Raw genomic sequence first — 25,183 nt, 5'->3', positions numbered from 1 at the left:
CTGCCAGCGCCGCGCCTCGGCCAGCTCGCGCCCGCCGCCGCCGCTGCGCACGCGCACGCCGAGCCAGGCGTGGCGCGCCGGCAGGTCGACGCGCTTGACGCCGGCCGGCAGCGTGCCCTGGAAGCCCGGCCCGACCAGCGCAATCGTTTGCGCCCGGCTGCTTCCATTACGCGGATTGGCCTCGGCGCCCGTCGACCAGACCACGTTGGTCCACATGTCGAGCACGCGCGCGTCGAGGTAACGGCCGCGCGTATCGGGCAGGGAAAGGATCAGCGGTTCGGTGCCGACATCGAGCCAGCCGCTCGCGTCGAGCGTGTCGATGCCCGGCAGCGGCGGATTGACGGCGCCGGCGGGCGGCAACGAAGCGTCGATGCGCAGCGTATTGGCGCTCGCCTGGCCGGGACCGGCAGCGCCAGGATCGGTGGCGGCCTGGCGCGCCACCTCCATCATCACCAGCGGGTAGGCATACAGGTAGGAGTCGGCGACCTCGCTGCGCATCCAGCCCGTCTTGCGGGCGACGACATCGGGCGGCTGCTGCGGCGACGCGCAGCCGGCCAGCAGGACGAACACGGCGGCCGTCGCGCCGAAGGTCAGCCGGGCGACGGGAAGTTGGCGAAAGATTGTCATTGGTGTTGGCGCGCGGCGCAGCCTGGCTGCGCATGTTGAGCGGCAGCCGGACGCGCGGGTCTTCCTCGTAGCGTGTGACGGGCTGCATTCGATTCCTCGAACGGCGTGCATCGTACCGCGCGCCTCGGAACAAAAACAGTGGGCATGCACAGCTCTCGATGCCGGAAACCACATTGAATCTCCGTGCGCAGCAATACGGCAAAATATTGCGTCATTGTTGAGTTATTCACATGCGTGAGACTCGCCACGATGGGACCGGATCCAGCGCCCCGCCTCGATCCGGAACCTTTTCCACAGGACACATCGCCGGGCAAGCGGTGCCACGCCAAGCAAGCCCCGGCCGAAATCGCGCACAATGATCGCTCGCCCTTCCCGATATCCCGTTCTCCCTTCATGACCCTACTCGACCCCGCCAGCATCGATAGCTGGCACGCTCACGTCTACTTCGACGCCGACAGCCGTGACGCCGCCTGGGCGCTGCGCCAGGTGATCGACGAGCAGCTCGGCGCTCGCGTGCAGCTCGGCCGTTTCCACGAACGCCCGGTCGGCCCGCATCCGATGTGGTCGTACCAGCTCGCCTTCGACGGTAGCCAGCTCACGCCCGTGCTCGGCTGGCTCGCGCTCAACCACGGCGCACTCGACGTGTTCGTCCATCCGAACACCGGCGATGCGCTGCGCGACCATCGCGATTGCGCGGTCTGGATCGGCAGCTCGCATCAACTGCGTCTCGAGGCGCTGTTCGGCTAGCCGGCAGCCAGCCGGGCCTGCCTCCTGCCGCTCGTGGTTCGGGGATCGCATCGCTCGATGCATCTCCCGAACGATTCAACGTGGAGTTTCGAATTACCGGCAATTGATCACCGAAGAGATTCAATCCGAATTTCCTGAAATCGGCAATCGATCCGCATTATTGATTCCGCGAAATGAACGACATATTTAATTAAGCATTTCGCCAAGCCTCGCCCCGCCTCTTTCGCTGAATTCCCCCGTGAAATCATCGATTTTTGTCGCTCGCTGACATAAATCCGTCGAATTCCATCAGCCCCTTGGCTTTTTGATTTTTCATGCTGCGTGGGCGAGATCGCGTTGCCATTTTCGTTTCATCTTTCGCGGTTATCGTGCTGGGCGCCGTCGACTGGCCGGGCGGCGCCATCGTGCCTGTCACCCCATAAACAAACGAGGCATCCAATGACATCGAACAAACGCCGCGATTTTCTGAAACTGGGAACCCACACGCTGGCCGCCGCCGGCATGGCGTCGGTCCTGCCCCCCGCGATCCGCAACGCGCTCGCCCAGACCACGTCGCCGGGCAAGCTCGCCGACATCGAGCACGTGATCATCTTCATGCAGGAGAACCGCTCGTTCGACCATTACTTCGGCATGCTGCCGGGCGTGCGCGGCCTCTCCGATCCGCATCCGGCGCCGCTGCCGAGCGGCCAGACGATCTGGTACCAGCCGAACAACGGCACGGGCAGCTACGCCGCGCGCAATCCCTCCGGCAAGCTGGTGGCCAACGTGATGCCCTATCCGCTCAACCCCGGCACCGGCAGCCCCGTCAATTACCAGGGCGTCAATCTCAATCACGACTGGAAGGGCTCGCAAAGCACCTGGGCCAACTGGAACGCCTGGATCCAGAAGAAGGGCTACTGGAGCATGGGCTACCTGAAGCCCGCCGACCTGCCCTTCTACTACGCGCTCGCCAATGCCTTCACGGTCTGCGACGCCTATCACTGCTCGCTGTTCGGCCCGACCAACCCGAACCGCCGCTACCTGTGGACCGGCACCTCGGGCGCCGGCACGATCACCAATTCGTCCTGGACGCACTACATCGTCGAGAACGACGACCTGTGGGAGAGCAACGTCACCTCGGATCCGGCCAACGACAGGGGCCAGCAGAACGGCTGGGACTGGAAGACCTATGCCGACGTGCTCGAGGACAACCAGGTGAACTGGAAGGTGTACCAGGGCTACGGCAACTACGGCGACAACGCGCTGGCCTACTTCAACCCGTTCCGGCGCGGCGGCGATGCCGACAAGATCGCGCGGGCGCGCAGCTACGGCGGCAAGTCCGGCGACAACGACGCGCAATCGGCCAACGGCCTGATCGCCGCGCTGCAGGCCGACCTGGCGGCCAAGGACGCGAACGGCAAGAGCAGCTTTCCGGCCGTCTCGTGGATCGTCGCGCCCTATACCTATTGCGAGCACCCGACCGCGCTCTCGAGCGACGGCGAATCCTTCGCCGAGCGCGTGATCAACACGGTGATCGGCAGCAAGGACGTGTGGAGCAAGTGCGCGATCTTCATCACCTATGACGAGAACGACGGCTACTTCGACCACGTGCCGCCGCCGATCCCGCCGCTCGACGGCTACGGCAAGCACAACCTGCAGACCGCCGCCGGCGCGCCGATCGACCTCGGCGACGAAACCTACCAGTCGACCCCGATCGGGCTCGGGCCGCGCGTGCCGATGATGGTGGTGTCGCCGTGGAGCAAGGGCGGGCGCGTGTCCTCGCGGCTCTCGGACCACACCTCGGTGATCCGCTTCCTCGAGACCTGGCTCACCGCGCGCGGTTATCCGGCCGGCAAGGTGCAATGCCCGAACATCTCGGCCTGGCGCCGCGCCGTGTGCGGCGATCTCACCGAGACGCTGAACCTGGCGGCGCCCGTCAACACGCCGAGCGACTCGGACGTGCTGCACTGGTCGATCACCGAGCCGAGCAACGGGCCGAACTCGAGCTACGCGCCTTATCCGTATTCGGACGGCGATACCTTCTCGCCGGGCGTGCCCGCCAAGTCGCGCGGCGCCTGCCCGCTGCCTTACCAGGCCGTGGTCACGGCCCGCAGGTCCGGCACCTCGATCACGCTGAGCTTCGACAATACGAAATCCAGCGCCGCCGCCACCTTCATCGTCTATGTGAACGCCCTGAGTTCGGCGCAGAAGGTGTTTCATTACTCCGTGGCGGCCGGCACCACGCTCGGCGATTCGCTGGTGCTGAGCGCGAGCGACAGCCAGTGCCAGGTGTTCGGGCCCCCGTCGCCGGGCGGATATTTCTGGAAGTTCTGACGGTACCCGGGGCAGCCCGGTGACGGTCGCGGCCCGCTTCGGCGGGCCGTTTCGCTGTGGGCGGCCGTCGCCCGGTTTTCGGGGCGGGATCGCTTGCACGCCGAAACGTCGTCGGTCGCGCGCGGTCGGAATCATCGTCGAGAAAGCGCTTGACCTTCCCATCATGGGAAGCTTGATACTGCGTCCATTGTCGGCTTCGGCCGCTTCCGACCGGTAAACATGATGAACGACCTGTCCCATCCCATTACGCCCGAGACCACCGAGCTGGACGTCGAGGGCATGACTTGCGGCGGCTGTGCCCGCCGTGTCGAAACCGCGCTGGCCCAGTTGCCCGGCGTGATCTCCGCCCATGTCGACCTTGCCGGCAAGACCGCCAGCGTCAGCGCCGCGCCTGAAGTCGGGGCCGCGAGCCTGGTCGAGGCCGTCGAGCGCGCCGGTTATCGCGCCCAGGCGCGGGCTCGCGGGATTGCATCGGCCGTCGCGCTGCGTGTGACGGGCATGACCTGCGGCGGCTGCACGCGACGCGTCGAGAAGGCGCTGGCCGCCGTGCCCGGCGTCGCGCAGGCAAAGGTCGACCTGGCCGCCACGCGGGCCGAGGTGGAATTCGCCGCCGATGCCGAGGTGGATGCGCAGGCCCTGGTCGCGGCGGTTGCCGCGGCGGGTTATCAGGCCGAGCGTATCGAGGGCGATGCGGCGGGCTTGGCGGCACCTGCCGCGCCGGCTCCGCAGCCAGCAGCTCCGCCGGTCGCGGTCAGCTTCGTGCCGATGCCGAAGCCGAAATCGCGTGCGAAGCCGGCGGCAAGCGATGCGCAGCACGCGGAGCCGGCGGCGATCGAGCAGGCTCCCGCACCGACCGCGGCTTCGGCTGCGGCTCCGATCGAACTCGATATCGCCGGGATGACCTGTGCGTCGTGCTCGAATCGCGTCGAGAAGGCACTCGCCCAGGTGCCGGGCGTCTCGCGTGCCAGCGTCAATCTCGCCACCGAGCGCGCCAGCGTCAGCGCCGAAGCTTCCGTTTCCGCCGCGCAGCTGATCGCGGCCGTCGAAAAGGCCGGTTATCGCGCCACGCCGCTCAGCGCCGGTGCCAGCGACATCGAGAGCGCGCCGGCGCCGGCAGCCCCGGCGCGGCAGCCGATCGAACTCGAGATCGGCGGCATGACCTGCGCTTCCTGCTCGGGCCGCGTCGAGAAGGCGCTCGCCCAGGTGCCGGGCGTCTCGCGTGCCAGCGTCAACCTCGCCACCGAACGCGCCAGCATCAGCGGCGATGATTCCGTCTCGGCCGCGCAACTCGTCGCCGCCGTCGAGAAGGCCGGCTATCGCGCCACGCCGCTGGTCGCCGACGAACCCGTTCCCGCCCGATCCCCCGCCGCGCCGGCCATCGAACTCGAGATCGGCGGCATGACCTGCGCTTCCTGCTCGGGCCGCGTCGAGAAGGCGCTCGCCCAGGTGCCGGGCGTCTCGCGCGCCAGCGTCAACCTCGCCACCGAACGCGCCAGCGTCAGCGCCGAAGCCGCCGTGTCGGTCGCGCAACTGGTGGCCGCCGTCGAGAAGGCCGGCTATCGCGCCACGCCCGCTGCCGGCTCGGCCGGCTCGATCGGCACGCCCACCGCGGCAGCCACCTCCCCCACCGCCCCGCGCCCGAGCGCCGAATCGCGCAAGGCCGCCGAGGCGCGCCGCGATCTCCTGCTGCTGATCGGCTCGGCCGTGCTGACCCTGCCGCTGGTCGCGCCGATGTTCGCCGCGCCCTTCGGCCTGTCGTTCATGTTGCCGGCGCCGCTCGAATTCGTGCTGGCCGCGATCGTGCAATTCGGTTTCGGCGCGCGCTTCTACCGCGCCGCCTGGCACGCGCTGCGCGCGCGCGCCGGCAACATGGACCTGCTGGTCGCGCTCGGCACCTCGGCCGCGTTCGGCCTGAGCGTCTGGCAGATGCTGCGCGCGCCGGAGCAGGCCGGGCACCTCTACTTCGAGGCGGCCGCCGTGATCGTCACCCTGGTGCGCTTCGGCAAATGGCTCGAGGCGCGCGCCAAGCGCCAGACCACCGACGCGATCCGCGCGCTCAACGCGCTGCGCCCCGATCGCGCGCGCATCGTCGAACAGGGCGTGGAACGCGAGGTGCCGCTGGCCCAGGTGCGGGTCGGCTCGATCGTCGCGGTGCGGCCGGGCGAACGCTTCCCGGTGGACGGCAGGATCGCCGCCGGCGCCTCGCACGTCGACGAATCGCTGATCACCGGCGAGAGCCTGCCGGTGGCGAAGGCGCCGGGCGATCGCGTCACGGCCGGCTCGATCAATGCCGAAGGCGCGCTCAGCGTCGAGACCACCGCGATCGGCGCCGAAACCACGCTGGCGCGCATCATCCGCCTGGTCGAATCGGCCCAGGCCGAGAAGGCGCCGATCCAGCGCTTGGTCGATCGCGTCAGCGCCGTGTTCGTGCCGGCCGTGCTCGCGCTCGCGGTGCTGACCTTCGCCGGCTGGATGCTGGCCGGCGCGCCGGCCGAAACCGCCATCCTCAACGCGGTGGCGGTGCTGGTGATCGCCTGCCCCTGCGCGCTCGGGCTCGCCACGCCGGCCGCGATCATGGCCGGCACCGGCGTGGCCGCCCGCCACGGCGTGCTGATCCAGGACGCGCTGGCGCTCGAACTCGCGCAGCGCACCGCCGTGGTCGCCTTCGACAAGACCGGCACGCTGACCGAAGGCAAGCCCTCGGTCACCGCCTTCGAGCCGATCGGCACGACGCGCGAGACGGCCATGGCCATCGCCGCCGCGATCCAGCGGCACAGCGAGCATCCGCTGGCCCGCGCGATCGTCGCGGCCCACGACGGCGAAGCGCATGGCGAGGCGCGCGCGCCTCAGGCAAGCGACGCGAAGGCGGTGGCCGGACGCGGCGTGGAAGCGCGCATCGACGGCACGCGCCATGCGATCGGCAGCGCGCGCTGGCTCGACGAACTCGCGATCGAGGTGCCGGCCGACGCGCGCCGGCGTGCCGCCGAACTCGAGGCGGCCGGCAATACCGTGTCCTGGCTGATGCGGCTCGACGCGCCGGCGGCGGTGCTGGCCCTGATCGCCTTCGGCGACACCGTGAAGCCGAGCGCGCGCGAGGCGATTTCCCGGCTGCATGCGCTGGGCATCCGCACCGCGCTGGTGACGGGCGACAACCAGGGCAGCGCGACGGCCGTCGCGCGCGAACTGGGCATCGACGAAGTCCACGCCCAGGTCCTGCCCGACGACAAGGCACGCGTGATCGCGCAATTGAAGGCCTCGACCCAGGGCGTGGTGGCGATGGTCGGCGACGGCATCAACGACGCGCCGGCGCTGGCCGCCGCCGATATCGGCATCGCCATGGCGACCGGCACCGACGTGGCGATGCACACCGCCGGCATCACGCTGATGCGCGGCGACCCGGCCCTGGTGGCGGCGGCCATCGACATCTCGCGCCGCACCTATCGCAAGATCCGGCAGAACCTGTTCTGGGCCTTCGTCTACAACTTGGTGGGCGTGCCGCTGGCCGCCTTCGGGCTGCTCAATCCGATGATCGCCGGCGCGGCGATGGCCTTCTCCAGCGTCAGCGTGGTGACCAATGCGCTGCTGCTGAAGATGTGGAAGGGCGAGGCGCGCTAGGCTCGGCGGCCGCGGGCGGAATCGGCGAGGGCAGTTGCGCGTCGAGGCAGGCAATCGCGGCCAGCAGGGCGTCGAGGTAGAGCGGCATCGGCACGCGTTCGAGCAGGCCGTCGAAGCACCGCAACACGGGTGCGACGGCGGCCTTTTCGCTTGCCTGCAGGGTTGCGGCCGGCTCGGGCGATGCGGTGCATTCGAGGCGGTCGAGGCGGTCGAGGCGGTCGAGGCAGGCCAGCAAGGCGTTCTCGGCCGCGCGAAAGCCTTGCGCATCGGCCACACCGATGAATTCACGCAGGCGATACGCGGTATGAACCACGCCCAGCAGGGTCGCGACGCTCTCCCGCGAGCCGGCCCCGATGCAGAGCACGTCGAGCGCCAGGTAATACTTCAGCTGGACGTCGCGCGCTTGCCGCGCCGGCATCAAGGACGGCGACGGAACCGCCTTCCTGCCTCGCCTCGCGCTCATGAACGCCCCCTCATTGACGCGACCACAGTGGAAACCCGCTTTCCATCGATTCCAGCACGGCCCGGTTGATCTCCAGATAAGCCTCGCCATAGTCGTAGGCGTTGCGGCTGCGCTCGGCCGAGATCGTCCTCCGGCTGCTCGGGAAGAACACGAAGATCCGGTCGCGCACCAGCTTCATGCCGATCCGGAAGCGATGGATCGAGGTGCTTCCCGCACCGCCGTCGATCCGCAAGGCCAGCTCCAGTTCGAACCAGACCATGCCGTGCTCGTCGAGGCCGACGGCTTCGCCGGCCCCGCCGCCGCGCATCGACACTTCACGCGGCGGCGCCGCCGACAGGACCTGCGCCAGCCGCACATGCTCGCGCAAGGAGCCATCGTCGGCTTCATAGGTGGAGCGCGGCGCGTCGATGAAGTCGGCATAACCCTCGACGAACAAGGGAAGCTGCCGCCGGATCTCCCTGCCGCTCGCGATCGCCCGTTCCTCGCTGCGCGCCTGCGCCTCGCAAAGATCCCGGTAGCTCAGCATGCCGGCTTGCCCGTCGCCTGGTTCCATCGTCGCGCTCGTCGCCATCCGCCTCAATCCCGCACCGAGGTATCGAAGGCCTTCATCCGCCAGCCGTATTTCAGCGAGAGCATGCGCGTCGCGAAGCCGGCGAGCAGCGCCGCGACCGTCGCGATTTCGATCGGCATCCCGACTTTCTGCATCACGATATAAATCGTGGCCGTGAGCGCCGCCACGCTGGCATACAGCTCCTCGCGCAGGACCAGGGGCACCTCGTTGCACAGCAGGTCGCGCAGCATGCCGCCGCATACGCCGGTGATCACGCCCGACAACACGATGACGATGGCATTGCCGCTGACGCTCGCGGCCACGTCGCTGCCGATGATCGAGAAGGCCGCCAGGCCCAGCGCGTCGACCATCAGGAACACCGCGCGCAGCTTCGCCAGGTGGCGCACCATCCACGAACACAGCGTGGCCGCGCCGAAGGTGACGAGCAGGTAGCCCGGCTGCTCGATCCACACCAGCGGGTAGTGGCCGAGGATCACGTCGCGCACCGTGCCGCCGCCCAGCGCCGTGACCGAACCGACGAAGGCCAGCCCGAAGCGGTCCATCCTGCGCTGCATGGCCATCATGGCGCCCGACATGGCTTCGGCGGTGATCGCGATGAGGTAGAGGATGTGCATGATGGTGTCGGACGATTCGATTCGAGGAAAAGGCCTGCGAATGCAGGGGCGCCGAAGGATTTCGGCGATATCGCCTCGCTCGTGCCATGTCGCGGCGCGAATCGGAAACGACCAAGCCGGCATTGTCCCGATGCCGGCTTGTCAGCGAAACCAAACTTAAGGAAACTTGCCGATGCTTAAAATTTTTCAGGATTGACGGATGGACATCGATCCCCGACAGGCAGCGGCTTTCCTCGCCGTGGTCGAGACCGGCAGCTTCGAGCAGGCCAGCCAGCGCCTGCACGTGACGGCCTCGGCCGTCACGCAGCGCGTGCGCGCCCTGGAAACCGCGCTGGGTGCCTCGCTGGTGCTGCGCACCCGGCCATGCCGCCCGACCTCCGCCGGCATGCGCCTGCTGCAATACCTGAGGCGCATCTCGCTGCTGCAGGCCGACCTCCAGGCCGATCTCGGCGCCGACCATCAGTCGCCCGTGCCGGTGGCCATCGCCCTGAATTCGGACAGCCTCGGCACCTGGTTCCTGCCTGCCCTGTCGTCGATCCTCGCCGGCGACCGGCTGCTGTTCGAGATCGTGATGGAGGACCAGGACCACACCTTCGCCTTGCTGGAGAGCGGCATGACGATCGGCTGCGTCTCGACCGAGCCGAACCCGATGCGCGGCTGCAGCGCCACCGCGCTCGGCGCGATGCGCTACCGCCTGCTGGCCGCCGCCACCTTCGCGGCGCGCTGGTTCCCCGATGGGCTCAACCGCAAGGACGCGCGGCAGGCGCCGGTGGTCGCCTATTCGCGGCGGGACACGCTGTCCTCCTCTTTCCTGAAGAAGCGGCTCGGCCTGCCGGACGGCGCTTATCCCTGCCACTACGTGCCCGGCACGCACACGCATTTCCAGGCGGTCCAGCACGGGCTCGGTTATGCGATGGTTCCCGAGCTGCTGACGCTCGACCGGCCCTTGTCCGAAACCGGGCTGGTCGATCTCGCGCCGGCGCATCCGCTCGACGTCGAGTTGTACTGGCATGCGTGGAAGGTCCAGTCGCCGAGCATGGCGTCGCTGTCGGCGCGCGTGATCAAGGCCGCGCGCAGCCTGCTGCGCCACGAGGATCGAGGCATCGAATCGGAATGAGTGGATGGCGAGGCCGCTTGCGCGCATGCACGACGAGCGTCGAGGCCGTCAGCGGGCAGCGGATCGGTGTAGAGGGACAGGGATGCGTGGAATCAAGGCCGGCGGATGAGCCGAAACGGCCCGGGCCTGAAAGGGATCGAACGAGAGATCGAGCAGGGCGCTCGTGAGGCGGAATCCCGGTCCCGCGCCATCAGCGGCACAGGCGGGGTAAAACACACCCGGCAGCGCCGACGCGAAAATCAGGCGGCGGCGATGACGGGAGAAACAGCGATGAAACGAACAGCGGGGACGATCAGCGACGCAGCAGGCCGAAGCGCGACACCTGCGACTTGCGTTGACGCTCGGCTTCCGCATGGCGGGCGGCGTACGAATAGTCGCGGTCGAGCGGCAGGTGCGGCGAAACGAACAGATCGTCGATCTTTTGAAGCAGCGCAAAGATGAGGCTCATTTCCAGCTCCCAACGGACAGTGATGATCAGGGTTTTCCCTAGGCACGAATATTAAGGGTTTTCCCTGAACAACGCTAGTGCAGCGCAGCATTCCGTGTCGAAAACGCGACGCGACACCTCGCCACACAGCATGGCGCCCCGATTTTCGACTGTTATTGCCCCATGAAACGCGTCATGAAAAAGGCCGGATCGTCGCGAGACGTCCGGCCTGGGCGCGTTTGCGAAGCAGCGTCGCGGGGCTAGCGCGCGCGGCGCTCCCGGCGCGCGGCAGCGGCAGCCGCCGGCTGCTGGCGCGAGGCCACGGCGAGGCGATTGGTCAGGCGCTGGACCTGGGCGCCGAGTTCGTCGGCACGCTGCTGGGCGGCGGCCAGATCGGCTTGCTGCGTTTCCTGCAGCGCCGTCAGGCGATCGACGCGCTGCTGCAGCCCCTGCAGTTCGGCCGCGTCGCGATGCGCACTCGACAGCGCCGCCGTCTGCAGGCCCAAGGCGACGATCACGATCACCAGCACCACCGCCAGGGCGAGCAGCAGCCGGTTGACGCGCCGCATCTCGCGATCGGCCTGGCGCCGCAGTTCGGCGCCCTCGGCCTGCGCCGCGCGCAGACGTTCGTTCAGCGGACGCAGTTGCGCCTCGATATCGATGGCCGGATTCACAGCCGAGTTCGGCGCGGGATCGGCCGGCGAGCCGCTGGCGAACGAGGGCTCGCGCACCGGATCGACAGGCGATGCTACCGCCACGCTCGCAGGCGGCGTGTCGCCGGCCTCGATTGCCGGTTCGGCGCTGCCCGCCGCCTGGCGCCGCCTCGAGGCCGGCGCGGATTCCGAACGCCGGCCGGCGGCGGCACGCTTCGCCCCGGCGACCTTCGGCGCGACAGCCGCCGTTTCCTCGCTGGAAGCGGCAGAGGCGGGCGCCGGCTGCGGCGCAGGCTGATCCGGTACCGCCACGTCGGCCGCCAGCCCGGCAACCGCGTCCTGCACGGCCTGCGCCACTTCGCTGGCATCCATTGCGGGCGCGGCTGCGGATTCGACCGCAGCCGCGTGCGGCTCGCCGCCCTGCGCCATGGCCGGCGCCTCGTGATCGGCCGGCTCGCCTTGCCGTACCTCGTCCGGCGCCGCGGCTTCCGGCAATTCCAAACCGTCGAAGAAGCTGCCTTGCCGCGTATCGGGAGCCGTCTCCTGGGCCGCGGACTCGGCGGCCTCGCCGATCGATGCCGTCGCCGCGCTCGGCTGGCGTGCCTGCGTGCCGCGTCCACCGGAAGGCAAGCCGCCGAACAGGTCGGGCGTCTGCTCGTCCTGCGACTCGCCGGCGGCGTCCGCCTCCCGTACCCGGGCCTCCTCGTCATCGACGCGCACGGCGTTGCGCGCGGGGCGCTCGCCGCCGGCCGCGGCGGCGCTGCGCCGGCGCGTCGGCTTGGTCGAACGGGGGGAACGGGGACGGGGGGGCATGCGGGATTCGGTCATGGATCGGTGGCTGCGCGCCCGATGTCCGGACGCTTCCGGCGCGAGACTCGCGCGGCGGAGGCGCCTTGCCCGGACAGCGGGCGAAGTTACCTGAGACGGAAAGCAGGCATTGTCGCATGCTCGCCGCCCGGCCCCGCTCCCTGTGCCGGGCAGGCCCGCGAGCGCCGTGCCCGCCTCACTCGGCGCCCGTCGCGCCCTCCTGCTCCTTGAACACCTGCACGCCCGGCAGGTGCCGCAGTTGCGACGAGATCCGCTGGTATTCGACCGGCGACACGCGCGCCAGCGAGATCGTCACGTCATCGCATTCGGGGCTTTCCTCGCTCTGCTGCACGATGAACTGCTTCACGCGCGCGCTGTCGGCGCCGAGCGCCGCGTGCAGCGAGGCGAAGGTCAGCGTGCCGCGCTCGACCAGCAGCGACATGTGCCGGCGCTGGCGCACGGTGATGTAGCGCTTCTCGAGCGGCTTGATGCCGGCCAGGATCACCAGCACGATCACGGTGGCCGCGATCGCCGCCACGTAGAGCCCGCCGCCCACTGCCAGGCCCACCGCCGCGACCGACCAGAGGCTGGCCGCCGTGGTCAGGCCGCGCACGATCTCGCCGCGCATCAGGATCGAGCCGGCGCCGAGGAAGCCGATGCCCGATACGACCTGCGCGGCGATCCGCGACGGATCGAGCACGATATCGGGCTTGCCGAGCACGTCGGCAAAGCCGAATGCGGAAACGATCATGATCAGCGCGGAGCCGACGCAGACCAGCATGTGGGTGCGCAGGCCGGCGGCCCAGGACAGGCGTTCGCGCTCGAAGCCGATGACGCTGCCGAGCGCGGCGGCCAGCACCAGCCGCGAGACGAGTTCGATGTTGTTGAGCATGCCTTCTCTCCTTCCTGTTATTGTGTCGGCGCGATACGGTCGCTGGCCGAATGACCGGAGATGGGGCCCCGCCGCCCCTTGCCCCTGGCCCTCGCCGTACCTTGATCGACCTACGAGTTCAGTTCCATGATGTCCGCTACCCGCCCCGCCACCGTCCAGGCCGCCGAACTGCGCCGGCATTTCGCGGAAATCGTGCTGCCGCTGTGGCGCGGCCCCGGTTTCGACACCGGCACCGGGCTTCCGTTCGAAGCCGTCGCGCCCGACACGCATGCGCCGCTGCCGGTCTCGCGCTTTCGCGCGATGGCCTGCGCGCGGCAGTTGTTCGTGTTCGCCGGGGCAGGCGAGTTGGCGCACGCGGACGCGCTGTTCGACGGATTGTGCCGTCATTTCCGCGATCCGCGCCACGACGGCTGGTTCTACAGCGTCGACGCGCAAGGCGTGCCGCTCGATCGCAACAAGGATCTCTACACCCACGCCTTCATCGTGTTCGCCTGCGCCGGCTACTTCGCCGCCTCCGGCAACCGCGACGCGCGCCGGCTCGCCGAGCACACCGCCGCGCTGATCGAGGACCGCTTCGCGCCGAGCGCGGGCGAGGCCTGCCTCGATGCCGCGCGCGCCGAGGATTTCTCGCCGCTCGACGGCGGCCCGCTGCAGAACCCGCTGATGCACCTGACCGAAGCCTGGCTCGCCGCCGGCGACGCATTCGGCGACCGCGCCTTCGACGACGCGTTGCTGCGCACCGCCGGCGCGGTCGAGCGGCACTTCGTCGACGGCGCCACGGGCTGCGTCGCGGAGCTGCCGCTCGGCACGGCCGGCAACCGCTTCGAGCCGGGCCACCAGTTCGAGTGGTACTACCTGGTCAGCGCGGCCGGCCAGCGGCTCGCCGAGACGAGCCTGCCCGACGCGCTCGAACGCGCCTATGGGTTCGCCGAGCGGCATGGCGTCGATGCGGCGACGGGCGGCGTGTGCGCGGCCACCGACGCGAGCGGCGCCTGTCTCGACGCGACCCAGCGCATCTGGGCACAGACCGAATACCTGCGCGCGCTGGCCACGCGCGGCGCGCGACCCGGCTCGCCCGATCTCGCGCTGCAGATCGAGCGCTTCGCCGCCCGCTTCCTGCATCCGCGCGGCTGGTACGAGTGCAAGCGCGCGGACGGCGAGGTATCGCGCGCCGACCTGCCCTCCACCACGCCCTATCATCTGGCGACTGCCTACGCGGCCTTGCCCGGCGCGGCGTAACGACGGCGGCACACGACAGCGGCAAGACGGCGCCCTTCACGCCGCCTTGCCCCACCCATGCGCAAGTCCCATGCCGCCGCCGGCGGCGCCGTCACGCTTTTCGCCTCGGTCACCGCGACCGTTTCAAGGCTTTCCTCGAATCTCCTTGCTTATCGACCGATCGCTTCCTAGAGTGGAGCGCAGGCGGCCGGCCCCCGTCGGCCGCGCGGGGCGCGGCGCCCCACCAGCGAAGGAAGGTCGATGACGGATATCGTGGATCACGCGCGCGGCGCGCTCCTGGCCCAGCCGTTCAGCATGCTGCTCGGCACGGAACTCATGACGATGGGCGAGGACGAGGTGGAGCTGTGCCTGCCGATCCGCGACGAGCTCAGGCAACAGCACGGCTTCGTGCACGGCGGCGTGATCAGCTACCTCGCCGACAATGCGCTGACCTTCGCGGGCGCGCTCGCGCTGGGCCCGCGCGTGGTCACCGGCGAATACAAGATCAACTACCTGCGCCCGGCCATGAAGGGCCGCCTGCTGGCGCGCGCCAAGCTGCTGTATGGCGGCCGCAGCCAGGCCACCTGCCAGTGTCACGTGTTCGTGGTGGACGGCAAGGAGGAGCGGCTGGTGGCTGTCGCGCAGGGCACCATCAACCGGATCAGCGAGGCACGCGAGGCCGACACGGCGCAGGAATCGGCGGCCTGAGAGTAGCGAAAACCGAGTCTGCGGTTGATCCAGCTCCAGCTGGAGCCCTACCGCGGGCCGTATCATCTTGTTACTCCGGCATTTGCCCGGTACATCCAATCCTTTATTGCGAAGCGGCGCGTCGGTAAGACGAGTCATGTCGATTCGCCAGCGCTTGCGGGCGCATCGCCCATTCCCCTTATGTCACGCCATATTTTGCCTTCCGCGAGAACCAGGAACGATCACAGTCACTCCGATATGGCGAGCGGCATGGCTCTCCCTCTGTTGTCGTATGACGAGAAAAAGCAAAGCGAAGGAGCCCAAACCGAAACCCGCCCGAACCTATGGCAAGACCGCTCTTAACATCGAGCAGTTGCTATGCCACTTGTGGATCAAGGGCTTGAAAATCGATGACCGGGATCTCAATGCCCGGTCCCTGCGCTCGATCGGTTACTTCAGACTGCTGATCTATATGCGGCGTTTCCAGAACCCTGCGACCGGGAAATTCAGACCGCGCAGCCGGTTCTCCGACATCATCGATTTATATGATTTCGACCGACGACTTCGCACGATCACCGGTGACGCGATCGAACGAATCGAAGTCGGGTTGCGGGCGGCCTTGAACAGTCCGCTTGCCATCGCGCACGATCCACATTGGTATCTGGCTCACCAGCGATTCAGAGATCTCCGCCTTTACTCAAGGACGCTCGATCAAATCGTCCGCGAATGCGGAGCAAGAAAGGGCCCAACCCTGACTCACTATTACGACACTTATGCCACGCCGGAACTGCCGCCGATCTGGATCGTGTGTGAGCGCCTGAGTTTGGGTGCGTTATCGAAAATGTATGAATCCCTGGCGACCCGTGAGCGCAAGATCGTGGGAAGGTATGTCTGGCCGGAGATTCCAGATACATTACTCGACGGCTGGCTGCACTCGCTGACGGATTTGCGAAACATGTGCGCTCACCACGCGAGGTTATGGAACCGGCACATCACGGTATCGCCACCCGCGAGACCAACAGGGATGAAACTGGCACGTTACGGCGCCGAAATGATACAGCCCAACTCGTTTTACGCGAGAGCCACAATGATCAAGGCCTTGCTCGATCCATTGGGCCACGGAGTCTGCTGGAAGCAAGCATTGCGAGACACACTTTCCAGTTGCATTCATGTGGACCCTGGCGCTCACCTGGGATTTAGCCCCGGGTGGGAAACGACAGCCGCATGGATATGATCAAAGCGCGAGAATCAGCCTGCATTTTTCTGATTTTTCGTGGCGGAACGTTCCAGCCCACACCTTTGACACCTGTTCTTCGTCACGCTAATATCGACAGCGAAAACGCTGGGAACGCCTCTCGACGATGCGCAATATCCTAGATGTCAAAAGGGACGCGAAAGCGTCCCTTTTTCATTCCTCATCCGAATTCGCGCGCGGCGTCGCTCGAGTCTCGCTCGCTCCGCCGTCATCTCCAAGCCAGGTGAAACGCGGCGCCACACGCACGCGCAACGCGCCCTCTTCCGTGGTCGAATAAACCTCGCGCGCGACCAGGTGCGCGTGCCGCGCGGCCGCCTCGAGATCGAGCACCGGCGCCACACAGGCATCGCTGCCCTCGAAACGCGCGCACCACACGGCCGCCGGCTCGCCGGCGAAATGCGCGGCGAAGCGCGCTTTCAAGGCCGGCCAGGCGGCACGCTCGTATTGCGCCTCGACCGTCACGCCGTCGAGCCCGAAGCGCTCCACGAACTGCCGGTAGAAGGCCGGTTCGAGCGCGGCCAGGCTGACATACTCGCCATCGGCGCAGCGATAGACGGCATAGAACGGCGCATCGTGGAACAGGCTGGCCGCATCGGGCGTGCCCAACTGGCCGCGCTCGCGCGCCCACAGCGCCAGCGCGCCGAGCATCGCCGCGACGTCGACGATCGCGCCGTCCACCACGCGCCCACGTCCGCTCGCGCGCGCCGCCAGCAGCGCGCTGACGATGCCGAAGGCCAGGCCCAGCGCGCCGCCCGCATCGCCGATCACGGTCGGCGGGATCACCGGCGGCTCGCCCGGCTTCACGGCCAGCGCGAGCACCCCCGTCAGCGCGACGTAGTTGAGATCGTGGCCGGCGCGCTCGGCGAGCGGCCCCTGCTGTCCCCAGCCCGTCATGCGCGCATAAACGAGCGAGGGCCGCCGCGCCGCGCAATCGAGCGGCCCGAGCCCGAGCCGCTCCATCACGCCCGGCCGATAACCCTCGATCAGCACGTCGGCGCGCGCGATGCGCGCCAGCATCGCCTCGCGCGAAGCCGGCGCCTTCAGGTCGCATTCGATCACGGTCTTGCGCTCGCGCAGCAAGTCGCCATCCTGCCCGTTCAAACCGGCCGGCCCGCCGACGCGCCCGCCCGGGCGCGCCACCAGCGTGACGCGCGCGCCCAGCGCCGCCAGCATCCATCCGGCCAGCGGCGCCGGCCCGAGCCCCTCGAATTCCAGCACCTCGATGCCGTCGAGCGGCAAGCCCGCGTCGTTCATGCCGGCCTCCTCCTTCGATCGATCAAGTCCGCGGCGCGGCTCGGAACGCATCTCCCGGCACGCGCACCGCGCCTTCCATCAGCACGCGCGCGCTGCGGCTCATGATCGCCTTGGTGACCACCCATTCGCCGCCGGCCTGGCTGGCCTGCGCGCCGACGCGCAAGGTGCCCGAGGGATGCCCGAAGCGCACCGCCTCGCGCTCGCCGCCGCCGGCCGCGAGATTGACCAGGGTGCCCGGAATCGCGGCGGCGGTGCCGATCGCGACGGCCGCGGTGCCCATCATCGCGTGATGCAGCTTGCCCATCGACATCGCGCGCACCAGCAGGTCGACGTCCTTCGCCGCCACCGGCTTGCCGCTGGAGGCGACATAGTCGGCCGGCCGCGCCACGAAGGCGACCTTCGGCGTGTGCTGGCGCTGCGCGATCTCGTCGAGCGAGCGGATCAGGCCCATGCGCAGCGCGCCATAGGCGCGGATCGTCTCGAAGCGCTGCAACGCGGCCTCGTCGCCGTTGATCGCGTCCTGCAGCTCGGTGCCGGTATAACCGATCGCCTCGGCCTCGACGAAGATGGTCGGGATCCCGGCATTGATCATGGTGGCCTTCAGCGTGCCGATGCCGGGCACCTCCAGGTCGTCCACCAGGTTCCCGGTCGGGAACATCGCGCCGCCCGCGCCGTCCTCGTCGGCGGCCGGGTCCATGAACTCGAGCTGGACCTCGGCAGCCGGGAAGGTCACGCCGTCGAGTTCGAAATCGCCGGTCTCCTGCACCTCGCCGTCGCGGATCGGCACGTGCGCGACGATGGTCTTGCCGATATTCGCCTGCCAGATGCGCACCACCGCCACGCCGTCGTCGGGCACGCGCTCGCGCGCCACCAGCCCGCCCGCGATAGCGAACGGCCCGACCGCCGCGGACAGGTTCCCGCAGTTGCCGCTCCAGTCGATGAAGGCCTTGTCGATCGCGACCTGGCCGAACAGGTAGTCGACGTCGTGATCGGGCCGCGTGCTCTTCGAGATGATCACGGTCTTGCTGGTGCTGGAGGTCGCGCCGCCCATCCCGTCGATCTGCTTGCCGTAGGGATCGGGGCTGCCGATCACGCGCATCAGCAGGGCGTCGCGCGCCGCTCCCGGCACGCGCGCGGCTTCCGGCAGGTCCTCGAGCCGGAAGAACACGCCCTTGCTGGTGCCGCCGCGCAGGTAGGTGGCGGGAATCCGGATCTGGGGAACGTGTGCCATGGTGAATCTTCCTGAAAAAACGAAGGCGGCATGCTTGCCGCCCGGAAGCATCGCGGCGGCCGCCGCGATGCGCTGTGATGACTGCTCAGGCCGAGCTTATGCGATATCGATGCCGGCCGCGTGTCAGGCTCGCGCCTTCACGCCGCCTGCGAGGATTCGAGGAAGTCCTGCGCGAAACGCTGCAGCACGCCGCCCGCCTCGTAGATCGACACCTCCTCGGCCGTGTCGAGCCGGCAGGTCACGGGCACCTGCAACTGCGTGCCGTTGCGGCGCCGGATCACCAGCGTGAGGTCGGCGCGCGGCTTGCGCTCGCCGATCACGTCGAAGGTCTCGGTGCCGTCGATGCCGAGCGTGAGCCGGTTCGCGTCGGGCTTGAACTCCAACGGCAGCACGCCCATCCCGATCAGGTTGGTGCGGTGGATCCGCTCGAAGCCCTCGGCCACGATCGCCTCCACGCCGGCCAGGCGCACGCCCTTGGCGGCCCAGTCGCGCGAAGAACCCTGGCCGTAGTCGGCGCCCGCGATCACGATCAGCGGCTGCTTGCGCTCCATGTAGGTCTCGATCGCCTCCCACATCCGCACCACCTTGCCTTCCGGCTCGATGCGCGCGAGCGATCCCTTCTTCACGGCGCCGTCCACCACCGCCATCTCGTTGATCAGCGTCGGGTTGGCGAAGGTGGCGCGCTGCGCCGTGAGGTGGTCGCCGCGGTGCGTCGCGTAGGAATTGAAGTCCTCCTCGGGCACGCCCATCTTCGCCAGGTATTCGCCGGCCGCGCTGTTGGCCAGGATCGCGTTCGAGGGCGAGAGATGATCGGTGGTGATGTTGTCGCCGAGCACCGCCAGCGCGCGCATCCCGGCGAGCGTGCGCTCGCCGGCCAGGGCGCCTTCCCAATACGGCGGGCGGCGGATGTAGGTGCTTTGTGCCCGCCAGTCGTAGAGCGGCGGCACGCTGGCGCCGGCCGCGGCGCTGCGCGCGAACATCGGCTCGTACACGTGGCGGAACTGCTCCGGCTTGACGCTGGCGGCGACGATCGCGTCGATCTCGGCGTCGTCGGGCCAGATGTCGGCGAGCCGCACCGGCTGGCCCTGGTCGTCGATGCCGAGCACGTCCTTCTCGATGTCGAAGCGGATCGTGCCGGCGATCGCATAGGCCACCACCAGCGGCGGCGACGCCAGGAAGGCCTGCTTCGCGTAGGGATGGATGCGGCCGTCGAAGTTGCGGTTGCCGGACAGCACGGCGGTCGCGTACAGGTCGCGATCGACGATCTCCTGCTGGATGTCGGGGTCGAGCGCGCCCGACATGCCGTTGCAGGTGGTGCAGGCGAACGCCACGATGCCGAAGCCGAGCGCTTCCAGCTCGGGCAGCAGGCCCGCTTCCTTCAGGTACAGCTCGACCGTCTTCGAGCCGGGCGCGAGCGAGCTCTTCACCCAGGGCTTGCGCGCGAGGCCGCGCGCGTTGGCGTTGCGCGCCAGCAGGCCCGCCGCGATCACGTTGCGCGGATTGCTGGTGTTGGTGCAGCTGGTGATGGCCGCGATGATCACCGCGCCGTCGGGCATCTGCCCGGCGATGTCCTCGTGCGGCGCGGCGATGCCGCGCTCGGCCAGGTCGCGCGTCGGCAGCCGCTTGTGCGGGTTCGACGGGCCGGCCATGTTGCGCTCCACGCTCGACAGGTCGAAACTCAGCGTGCGCTCGTATTGCGCGCCGGCGAGGCTGTCGGCCCACAGGCCGGCGGTCTTCGCGTAGGCCTCGACCAGCGCCACCTGCTCGTCGCTGCGGCCGGTCAGGCGCAGGTAGTCGAGCGTGCGGGCGTCGATGAAGAACATCGCGGCGGTCGCGCCGTATTCGGGCGCCATGTTCGAGATCGTGGCGCGATCGCCCAGCGTGAGGCTGGCCGCGCCGGCGCCGCGGAATTCGAGGTAGGCGCCCACCACCTTCTGCTTGCGCAGGAACTCGGTCAGCGCGAGCACGATGTCGGTGGCGGTGATGCCGGGCTGGCGCTGGCCGGTCAGCTCGACGCCGACGATGTCGGGCAGCCGCATCCAGGAGGCGCGGCCCAGCATCACGTTCTCGGCTTCCAGGCCGCCCACGCCGATCGCGATCACGCCCAGCGCGTCGACATGCGGCGTGTGGCTGTCGGTGCCCACGCAGGTATCGGGATAGGCCACGCCGTCCTGCGTGCCGATCACCGGCGACATCTTCTCCAGGTTGATCTGGTGCATGATGCCGTTGCCCGGCGGGATCACGTCGACGTTCTCGAAGGCCGTCTTGGTCCATTCGATGAAGTGGAAGCGGTCCTCGTTGCGACGATCCTCGATCGCGCGGTTCTTGGCGAAGGCATCGGGATCGAAACCGCCGCATTCCACCGCCAGCGAGTGATCGACGATCAGCTGCACCGGCACCACCGGGTTGACCTTGGCGGGGTCGCCGCCGCCGTCGGCGATCGCGTCGCGCAGGCCGGCGAGATCGACCAGCGCGGTCTGGCCGAGGATGTCGTGGCAGACCACGCGCGCCGGGTACCACGGGAAGTCGGCATCGCGGCGGCGCTCGATCAGCTGGCGCAGCGACGCGTCGAGCCGGTCGGGCTCGCAGCGACGCACCAGGTTCTCGGCCAGCACGCGCGAGGTATAGGGCAGCGTGTCGTAGGCGCCGGGCGCGAGGGCCTCGACGGCGGCACGCGCGTCGAAATAGTCGAGCCCGGTGCCGGGCAGCGGTTTGCGATGGGCGGTATTCATGTTCTGGGGCATGCGGGGAAATTCACGGGCCGGGGCGGCGGGCGATGCCGGCCGCCCCGGGCGCGCTCAGCGCTTCTCGATCGAGACGAACTTCAGATCCTCGGGACCCGTGTAGTTCGCGCTCGGGCGGATGATCTTGTTGTCGATGCGCTGCTCGATGATGTGGGCGCTCCAGCCGGACGTGCGCGCGATCACGAACAGCGGCGTGAACATCGCGGTCGGCACGCCCATCATCCGGTAGGACACGGCGCTGAACCAGTCGAGGTTCGGGAACATCTTCTTGGCGTCCCACATCACCGATTCGAGGCGCTCGGCGATCTCGAACAACTTGGTGTCGCCGGCATCCTTCGAGAGCTTGCGCGCGACTTCCTTGATCACCTTGTTGCGCGGATCCGAGATCGTGTAGACCGGGTGGCCGAAGCCGATCACCACTTCCTTGTTCTCGACGCGGCGGCGGATGTCGGCCTCGGCCTCGTCGGCGTCGCGATAGCGGCTCTGGATCTCGAACGCGACCTCGTTGGCGCCGCCGTGCTTCGGGCCGCGCAGCGCGCCGATCGCGCCGGTGATGGCCGAGTAGATGTCCGAGCCCGTGCCGGCGATCACGCGGCCGGTGAAGGTCGAGGCATTGAACTCGTGCTCGGCGTAGAGGATCAGCGAGATGTGCATCGCGTCGACCCAGGCCTTGGACGGCGCCTTGCCGTGCAGCAGGTGCAGGAAGTGGCCGCCGATCGAATCGTCGTCGGTCTCGGTCTCGATGCGCCGGCCGTTGTGCGACCAGTGATACCAGTACAGCAGCATCGAGCCCAGCGAGGCCATCAGGCGGTCGGCGATATCGCGCGCGCCGGGCAGGTTGTGGTCGTCCTTCTCGGGCAGCACGGTGCCGAGCACCGACACGCCGGTGCGCATCACGTCCATCGGATGCGCCGAGGCCGGCACCGCCTCGAGCGCCGTCCTCACCGCGGCGGGCAGCCCGCGCATGGCGCGCAGCTTGGCCTTGTAGGCGGCCAGCTCGGCCAGCGTGGGCAGCTTCTCGTGCACCAGCAGGTAGGCGATTTCCTCGAACTCGCAGGTTTCCGCGACGTCGAGGATGTCGTAGCCGCGATAGTGCAGGTCGTTGCCGGTGCGGCCCACCGTGCACAGCGCGGTATTGCCCGCCGCCACGCCCGACAGCGCCACCGACTTCTTCGGCTTGAAGCCGCCCGCTGCGGCCGGGGCCGCGTCTTTCGTCTCGCTCATCGTGATGCTCTCCTGATGGTCTGGTTATCGGTTTGGGCCGGTTCAGCGCTTGCCCTGGCTGAACAGCTCGTCGAGCTTGTCCTCGTAGGCGTGATAGCCGAGGAATTCGTACAGCTCGGCGCGCGTCTGCATGGTCGGCACGGCGGCCTTCTGCGTGCCGTCGCGGCGCACCGTCTCGTAGAAGTTCAGCGCCGCCTTGTTCATCGCACGATACGCGCCGCAGCAGTAGAGCGCGATATCGACGTTCACGCCCTTCAGTTCCTCGGTGGTGAACATCGGCGTCGAGCCGAATTCGGTCAAGTTCGCCAGGATCGGCACCTGGACCGCTTGCTTGACGCGCTTGAAGTCGTCCAGCGTCTTCATCGCCTCGGGGAAGATCATGTCGGCGCCGGCCTCGACATAGGCCACCGCGCGCTCGATCGCCGCGTCCAGGCCCTCGGCGGCGGCCGCGTCGGTGCGCGCCATGATCACGAACTGGTCGTCGGTGCGCGCGTCGACGGCGGCCTTGATGCGGTCCACCATCTCGTCGATCGGCACGCATTCCTTGCCCGGACGATGCCCGCAGCGCTTCTGCCCGACCTGGTCCTCCAGGTGCACCGCCGCCACGCCCGCCTTGATGAAGGAGCGGATGGTGCGCGCGATGTTGAAGGCGCCGCCCCAGCCGGTGTCGATGTCGACCAGCAGCGGCAGCTGGGTGGCGTTGGTGATGCGGTTCGCGTCGATCAGCACGTCGTCCATGGTGCTGATGCCGAGATCGGGGATGCCGAGCGAATTGGCGGCCACCCCGCCGCCCGACAGGTAGACCGCCTTGAAACCGCTCGCCTCGGCCATCTTGGCCGCGTAAGCGGTGATCGCGCCGACCACCTGCAGCGGCGACTCGGCCGCCACGGCCGCGCGAAAGCGCGCGCCGGCGCTGGAAAGTTGGGAATTGCCCATCGACTGCCTCCTGACGATTGATCGTTGCCGCGCTGGATATTGCAAGGACCGGGCCAGTCGCGTCGGGCGCCGCTAAGCTGCTGATTCGCAATCGAAACGCGATTCGGCGGCGGCGTCAACTCGTTTCATTATGGAAACATTCGATTCCACATTTGAAATTCGACTGCGATAATGCGTCGATCCCGCCAGCCTGCATCCAGCCCGAATCCCGTCATGACGCCCTCCTCCGTTCCGTCCCTCAGGCCCCGCATCTGGGCGGTCGGCATCAGCCGCCTGCGTGCGCTGTTCCGCGATCTCGCCGACGAATACGAGGAGCGCGCCGACCTGCGCATCATCACGCGCGGCTACGACGAGGCGATCGCCGCGCTGGCCACGGCCGGCGCCGAGCGGCCCGACGCGATCGTGGCGGCCGGCTCGAACGGCATGTACCTGAAGACCCACGTCGAGGTGCCGGTGGTGCTGGTCGCGCCGACCGGCTACGACCTGCTGCACGCGCTGGCCCGCGCGCGACGCGACGCGGCCTCGCCGGTGGCGCTGGTCAGCTACGGCGACACGCCGGCCGAGCTGCGCCGCTTCGCGGCCGCCTTCGGGCTGGACCTGGTGTTCGCCACCTACCAGTCGAGCCAGGAGGCCGAGGCGCGCGTGCGCGAGCTGCGCGACCGCGGCATCGAGACCGTGGTCGGGCCGGGGCTGGTGACCGACCTGGCCAGCAGCGCCGGCATGAACGCGGTGTTTCTGTATTCGCAGGCCTCGGTGCGCGCGGCGGTCGAGACCGCGCTCGAAGTCGCCCACGCCACGCACGCCGAGGCGCTGCGCCGCCAGCGCCTCGACAACCTGCTGCGCCACCTGCGCGACGGCGTGGTGGCGCTCGACGCGGGCGGCCGCGTGGAGGCGATCAACGAGCGGCTCGCGCTGGCGCTCGGCGTCGACGCGCAGGCCGCGGTGGGCCGCGCGCTCGACGAGCTGACGCCCGAGCTGGCCGCGCTGCGCGCCGCCGACGAGGGCGACACGCTGGCTACCGTGCGCGGGGTGCGCTACGTGGTCCATCGCGGGCCGCTGGAAGCCAGCGGCGCGGCCACCGGCAGCGTGCTGACCTTCCAGGAATCGCGCGCGGTCGAGCGACTCGACCGCACCTTGCGCTCGCAGCCGCATGCGCAGCGCTTCGCGGCGCGCTACCGGCTGGACGACGTGATCGGCGCATCGGCGCCGATGGCGCGCGTGCGCGAGCTCGCGCAGCGTTACGCCAAATCCGACGCGACCGTGCTGATCCTCGGCGAGAGCGGCACCGGCAAGGAGATGATCGCGCAGAGCCTGCATGCGCTGAGCGCGCGCCGCAAGTTCCCGTTCGTGGCGACCAACTGCGGCGCCTTCCCCGAGGCGCTGCTCGAGAGCGAGCTGTTCGGCTATGACGAAGGCGCCTTCACGGGCGCCAGGCGCGGCGGCAAGGCCGGGCTGTTCGAGGCCGCGCATCGCGGCACGCTGTTCCTCGACGAGATCGGCGAGATGCCGCTGTCGCTGCAGAGCCGCCTGCTGCGCGTGCTGCAGGAGCGCGAGGTGGTGCGGCTCGGGTCGACCGAGCCGCTCCGCATCGACGTGCGGATCGTGGCGGCCACCCATCGCTCCCTGCTCGAGGCGGTGGAGGCAGGCAGCTTCCGCGCCGATCTCTACTACCGCCTCAACATCCTCAACATCGCCCTGCCGCCGCTGCGCGAGCGGCCGGCCGACATCGGCGCGCTGGCGGCCGAGCTGCTGGCCCAGGCGGCGCGGCGCGAGCCGCGGCTGGCCGAG

At 68.8% G+C, this 25,183-nt stretch carries 21 protein-coding genes; 8 read left to right on the top strand and 13 right to left on the bottom strand.

Features of this window, described 5'->3' with window-relative positions:
- The coding region (locus F3J10_RS24355) for a DUF1254 domain-containing protein (RefSeq protein WP_167243172.1) at positions 1-627 on the bottom strand (627 nt) is incomplete at its 3' end.
- A 393-nt stretch (positions 628-1,020) separates the two neighbouring features.
- On the opposite strand from F3J10_RS24355, the gene F3J10_RS24350 reads away from it, so the two are divergent.
- Positions 1,021-1,374 (top strand): DOPA 4,5-dioxygenase family protein, encoded by a 354-nt coding sequence (locus F3J10_RS24350; protein ID WP_167243171.1) that lies wholly within the window; start codon positions 1,021-1,023, stop codon positions 1,372-1,374.
- 244 nt (positions 1,375-1,618) lie between these two features.
- Here the strand turns inward: F3J10_RS24350 and F3J10_RS24345 are convergent, their stop codons facing one another.
- Entirely contained in the window at positions 1,619-1,819 is a 201-nt protein-coding gene (locus tag F3J10_RS24345) for a hypothetical protein (RefSeq protein WP_167243170.1), read from the bottom strand.
- On the opposite strand from F3J10_RS24345, the gene F3J10_RS24340 reads away from it, so the two are divergent.
- Positions 1,813-3,687 (top strand): alkaline phosphatase family protein, encoded by a 1,875-nt coding sequence (locus F3J10_RS24340; RefSeq protein WP_167243169.1) that lies wholly within the window; start codon positions 1,813-1,815, stop codon positions 3,685-3,687. The two genes, F3J10_RS24345 and F3J10_RS24340, sit on opposite strands and share 7 nt — an antisense overlap.
- 219 nt (positions 3,688-3,906) lie before the next feature.
- Positions 3,907-7,302: a heavy metal translocating P-type ATPase gene (locus F3J10_RS24335; protein WP_167243168.1), complete on the top strand. Its 3,396-nt coding sequence runs from the start codon at positions 3,907-3,909 to the stop codon at positions 7,300-7,302.
- Here F3J10_RS24335 and F3J10_RS24330 read toward each other — a convergent pair.
- From F3J10_RS24330 to F3J10_RS24320, 3 genes are read right to left on the bottom strand one after another with little or no spacing between them, the layout of a single operon-like run.
- Positions 7,247-7,765: a hypothetical protein gene (locus tag F3J10_RS24330; protein WP_167243167.1), complete on the bottom strand. Its 519-nt coding sequence runs from the start codon at positions 7,763-7,765 to the stop codon at positions 7,247-7,249. The two genes, F3J10_RS24335 and F3J10_RS24330, sit on opposite strands and share 56 nt — an antisense overlap.
- A 10-nt stretch (positions 7,766-7,775) precedes the next feature.
- Complete coding sequence (locus F3J10_RS24325; protein WP_167243166.1) at positions 7,776-8,318, bottom strand: hypothetical protein; 543 nt, start codon at positions 8,316-8,318, stop codon at positions 7,776-7,778.
- Between the two features lie 23 nt (positions 8,319-8,341).
- Positions 8,342-8,950 (bottom strand): trimeric intracellular cation channel family protein, encoded by a 609-nt coding sequence (locus F3J10_RS24320; protein WP_025101480.1) that lies wholly within the window; start codon positions 8,948-8,950, stop codon positions 8,342-8,344.
- Positions 8,951-9,149: 199 nt separating this feature from the next.
- Between F3J10_RS24320 and F3J10_RS24315 the strand changes: the two genes are divergently transcribed.
- Positions 9,150-10,067, top strand: a complete 918-nt coding sequence (locus F3J10_RS24315; RefSeq protein ID WP_025101481.1) for an HTH-type transcriptional regulator ArgP — start codon at positions 9,150-9,152, stop codon at positions 10,065-10,067.
- 292 nt (positions 10,068-10,359) lie between these two features.
- Here the strand turns inward: F3J10_RS24315 and F3J10_RS24310 are convergent, their stop codons facing one another.
- The 3 genes from F3J10_RS24310 to F3J10_RS24300 all read right to left on the bottom strand — a co-directional run bounded on the left by F3J10_RS24310 (position 10,360) and on the right by F3J10_RS24300 (position 12,846).
- Positions 10,360-10,515 carry a hypothetical protein gene (locus tag F3J10_RS24310; protein WP_013691608.1) on the bottom strand — a complete coding sequence of 52 codons (156 nt, stop codon included), beginning with the start codon at positions 10,513-10,515 and terminating at the stop codon, positions 10,360-10,362.
- Positions 10,516-10,754: 239 nt separating this feature from the next.
- Positions 10,755-11,960, bottom strand: a complete 1,206-nt coding sequence (locus F3J10_RS24305; RefSeq protein ID WP_167243165.1) for a hypothetical protein — start codon at positions 11,958-11,960, stop codon at positions 10,755-10,757.
- Between the two features lie 190 nt (positions 11,961-12,150).
- Complete coding sequence (locus tag F3J10_RS24300; RefSeq protein WP_013691610.1) at positions 12,151-12,846, bottom strand: MgtC/SapB family protein; 696 nt, start codon at positions 12,844-12,846, stop codon at positions 12,151-12,153.
- A 129-nt stretch (positions 12,847-12,975) separates the two neighbouring features.
- Between F3J10_RS24300 and F3J10_RS24295 the strand changes: the two genes are divergently transcribed.
- From F3J10_RS24295 to F3J10_RS24285, 3 genes are all read left to right on the top strand, one after another.
- Positions 12,976-14,085, top strand: a complete 1,110-nt coding sequence (locus F3J10_RS24295; RefSeq protein WP_167243173.1) for an AGE family epimerase/isomerase — start codon at positions 12,976-12,978, stop codon at positions 14,083-14,085.
- A gap of 240 nt (positions 14,086-14,325) precedes the next feature.
- Positions 14,326-14,772, top strand: coding sequence for a PaaI family thioesterase (locus F3J10_RS24290; protein WP_013691612.1), 447 nt, complete (start codon positions 14,326-14,328; stop codon positions 14,770-14,772).
- 379 nt (positions 14,773-15,151) lie between these two features.
- Positions 15,152-15,985, top strand: coding sequence for an Abi family protein (locus tag F3J10_RS24285; protein WP_240155701.1), 834 nt, complete (start codon positions 15,152-15,154; stop codon positions 15,983-15,985).
- A 174-nt stretch (positions 15,986-16,159) separates the two neighbouring features.
- Here the strand turns inward: F3J10_RS24285 and F3J10_RS24280 are convergent, their stop codons facing one another.
- The 5 genes from F3J10_RS24280 to prpB form a co-directional block, all read right to left on the bottom strand.
- Positions 16,160-17,260 (bottom strand): CaiB/BaiF CoA-transferase family protein, encoded by a 1,101-nt coding sequence (locus F3J10_RS24280; protein ID WP_167243163.1) that lies wholly within the window; start codon positions 17,258-17,260, stop codon positions 16,160-16,162.
- A 22-nt stretch (positions 17,261-17,282) separates the two neighbouring features.
- Positions 17,283-18,491: a 2-methylaconitate cis-trans isomerase PrpF gene (gene prpF, locus F3J10_RS24275; protein ID WP_167243162.1), complete on the bottom strand. Its 1,209-nt coding sequence runs from the start codon at positions 18,489-18,491 to the stop codon at positions 17,283-17,285.
- A gap of 137 nt (positions 18,492-18,628) precedes the next feature.
- Positions 18,629-21,223, bottom strand: coding sequence for a Fe/S-dependent 2-methylisocitrate dehydratase AcnD (gene acnD / locus F3J10_RS24270; protein ID WP_166914412.1), 2,595 nt, complete (start codon positions 21,221-21,223; stop codon positions 18,629-18,631).
- Between the two features lie 66 nt (positions 21,224-21,289).
- The gene (prpC, locus tag F3J10_RS24265; protein ID WP_025101487.1) at positions 21,290-22,459 is read right to left on the bottom strand and encodes a 2-methylcitrate synthase; all 1,170 of its coding nucleotides are present in this window, start codon (positions 22,457-22,459) and stop codon (positions 21,290-21,292) included.
- 42 nt (positions 22,460-22,501) lie between these two features.
- Positions 22,502-23,395, bottom strand: coding sequence for a methylisocitrate lyase (prpB, locus tag F3J10_RS24260; protein ID WP_025101488.1), 894 nt, complete (start codon positions 23,393-23,395; stop codon positions 22,502-22,504).
- A gap of 213 nt (positions 23,396-23,608) precedes the next feature.
- On the opposite strand from prpB, the gene prpR reads away from it, so the two are divergent.
- On the top strand, positions 23,609-25,183 hold a 1,575-nt coding region (gene prpR, locus F3J10_RS24255), incomplete at its 3' end, for a propionate catabolism operon regulatory protein PrpR (RefSeq protein WP_167243161.1).

It is taken from the genome of Burkholderia sp. Cy-637, assembly GCF_011753175.1.
GTDB lineage: Bacteria > Pseudomonadota > Gammaproteobacteria > Burkholderiales > Burkholderiaceae > Burkholderia > Burkholderia gladioli.
This window is presented reverse-complemented; position numbering and strand designations above follow the sequence as displayed.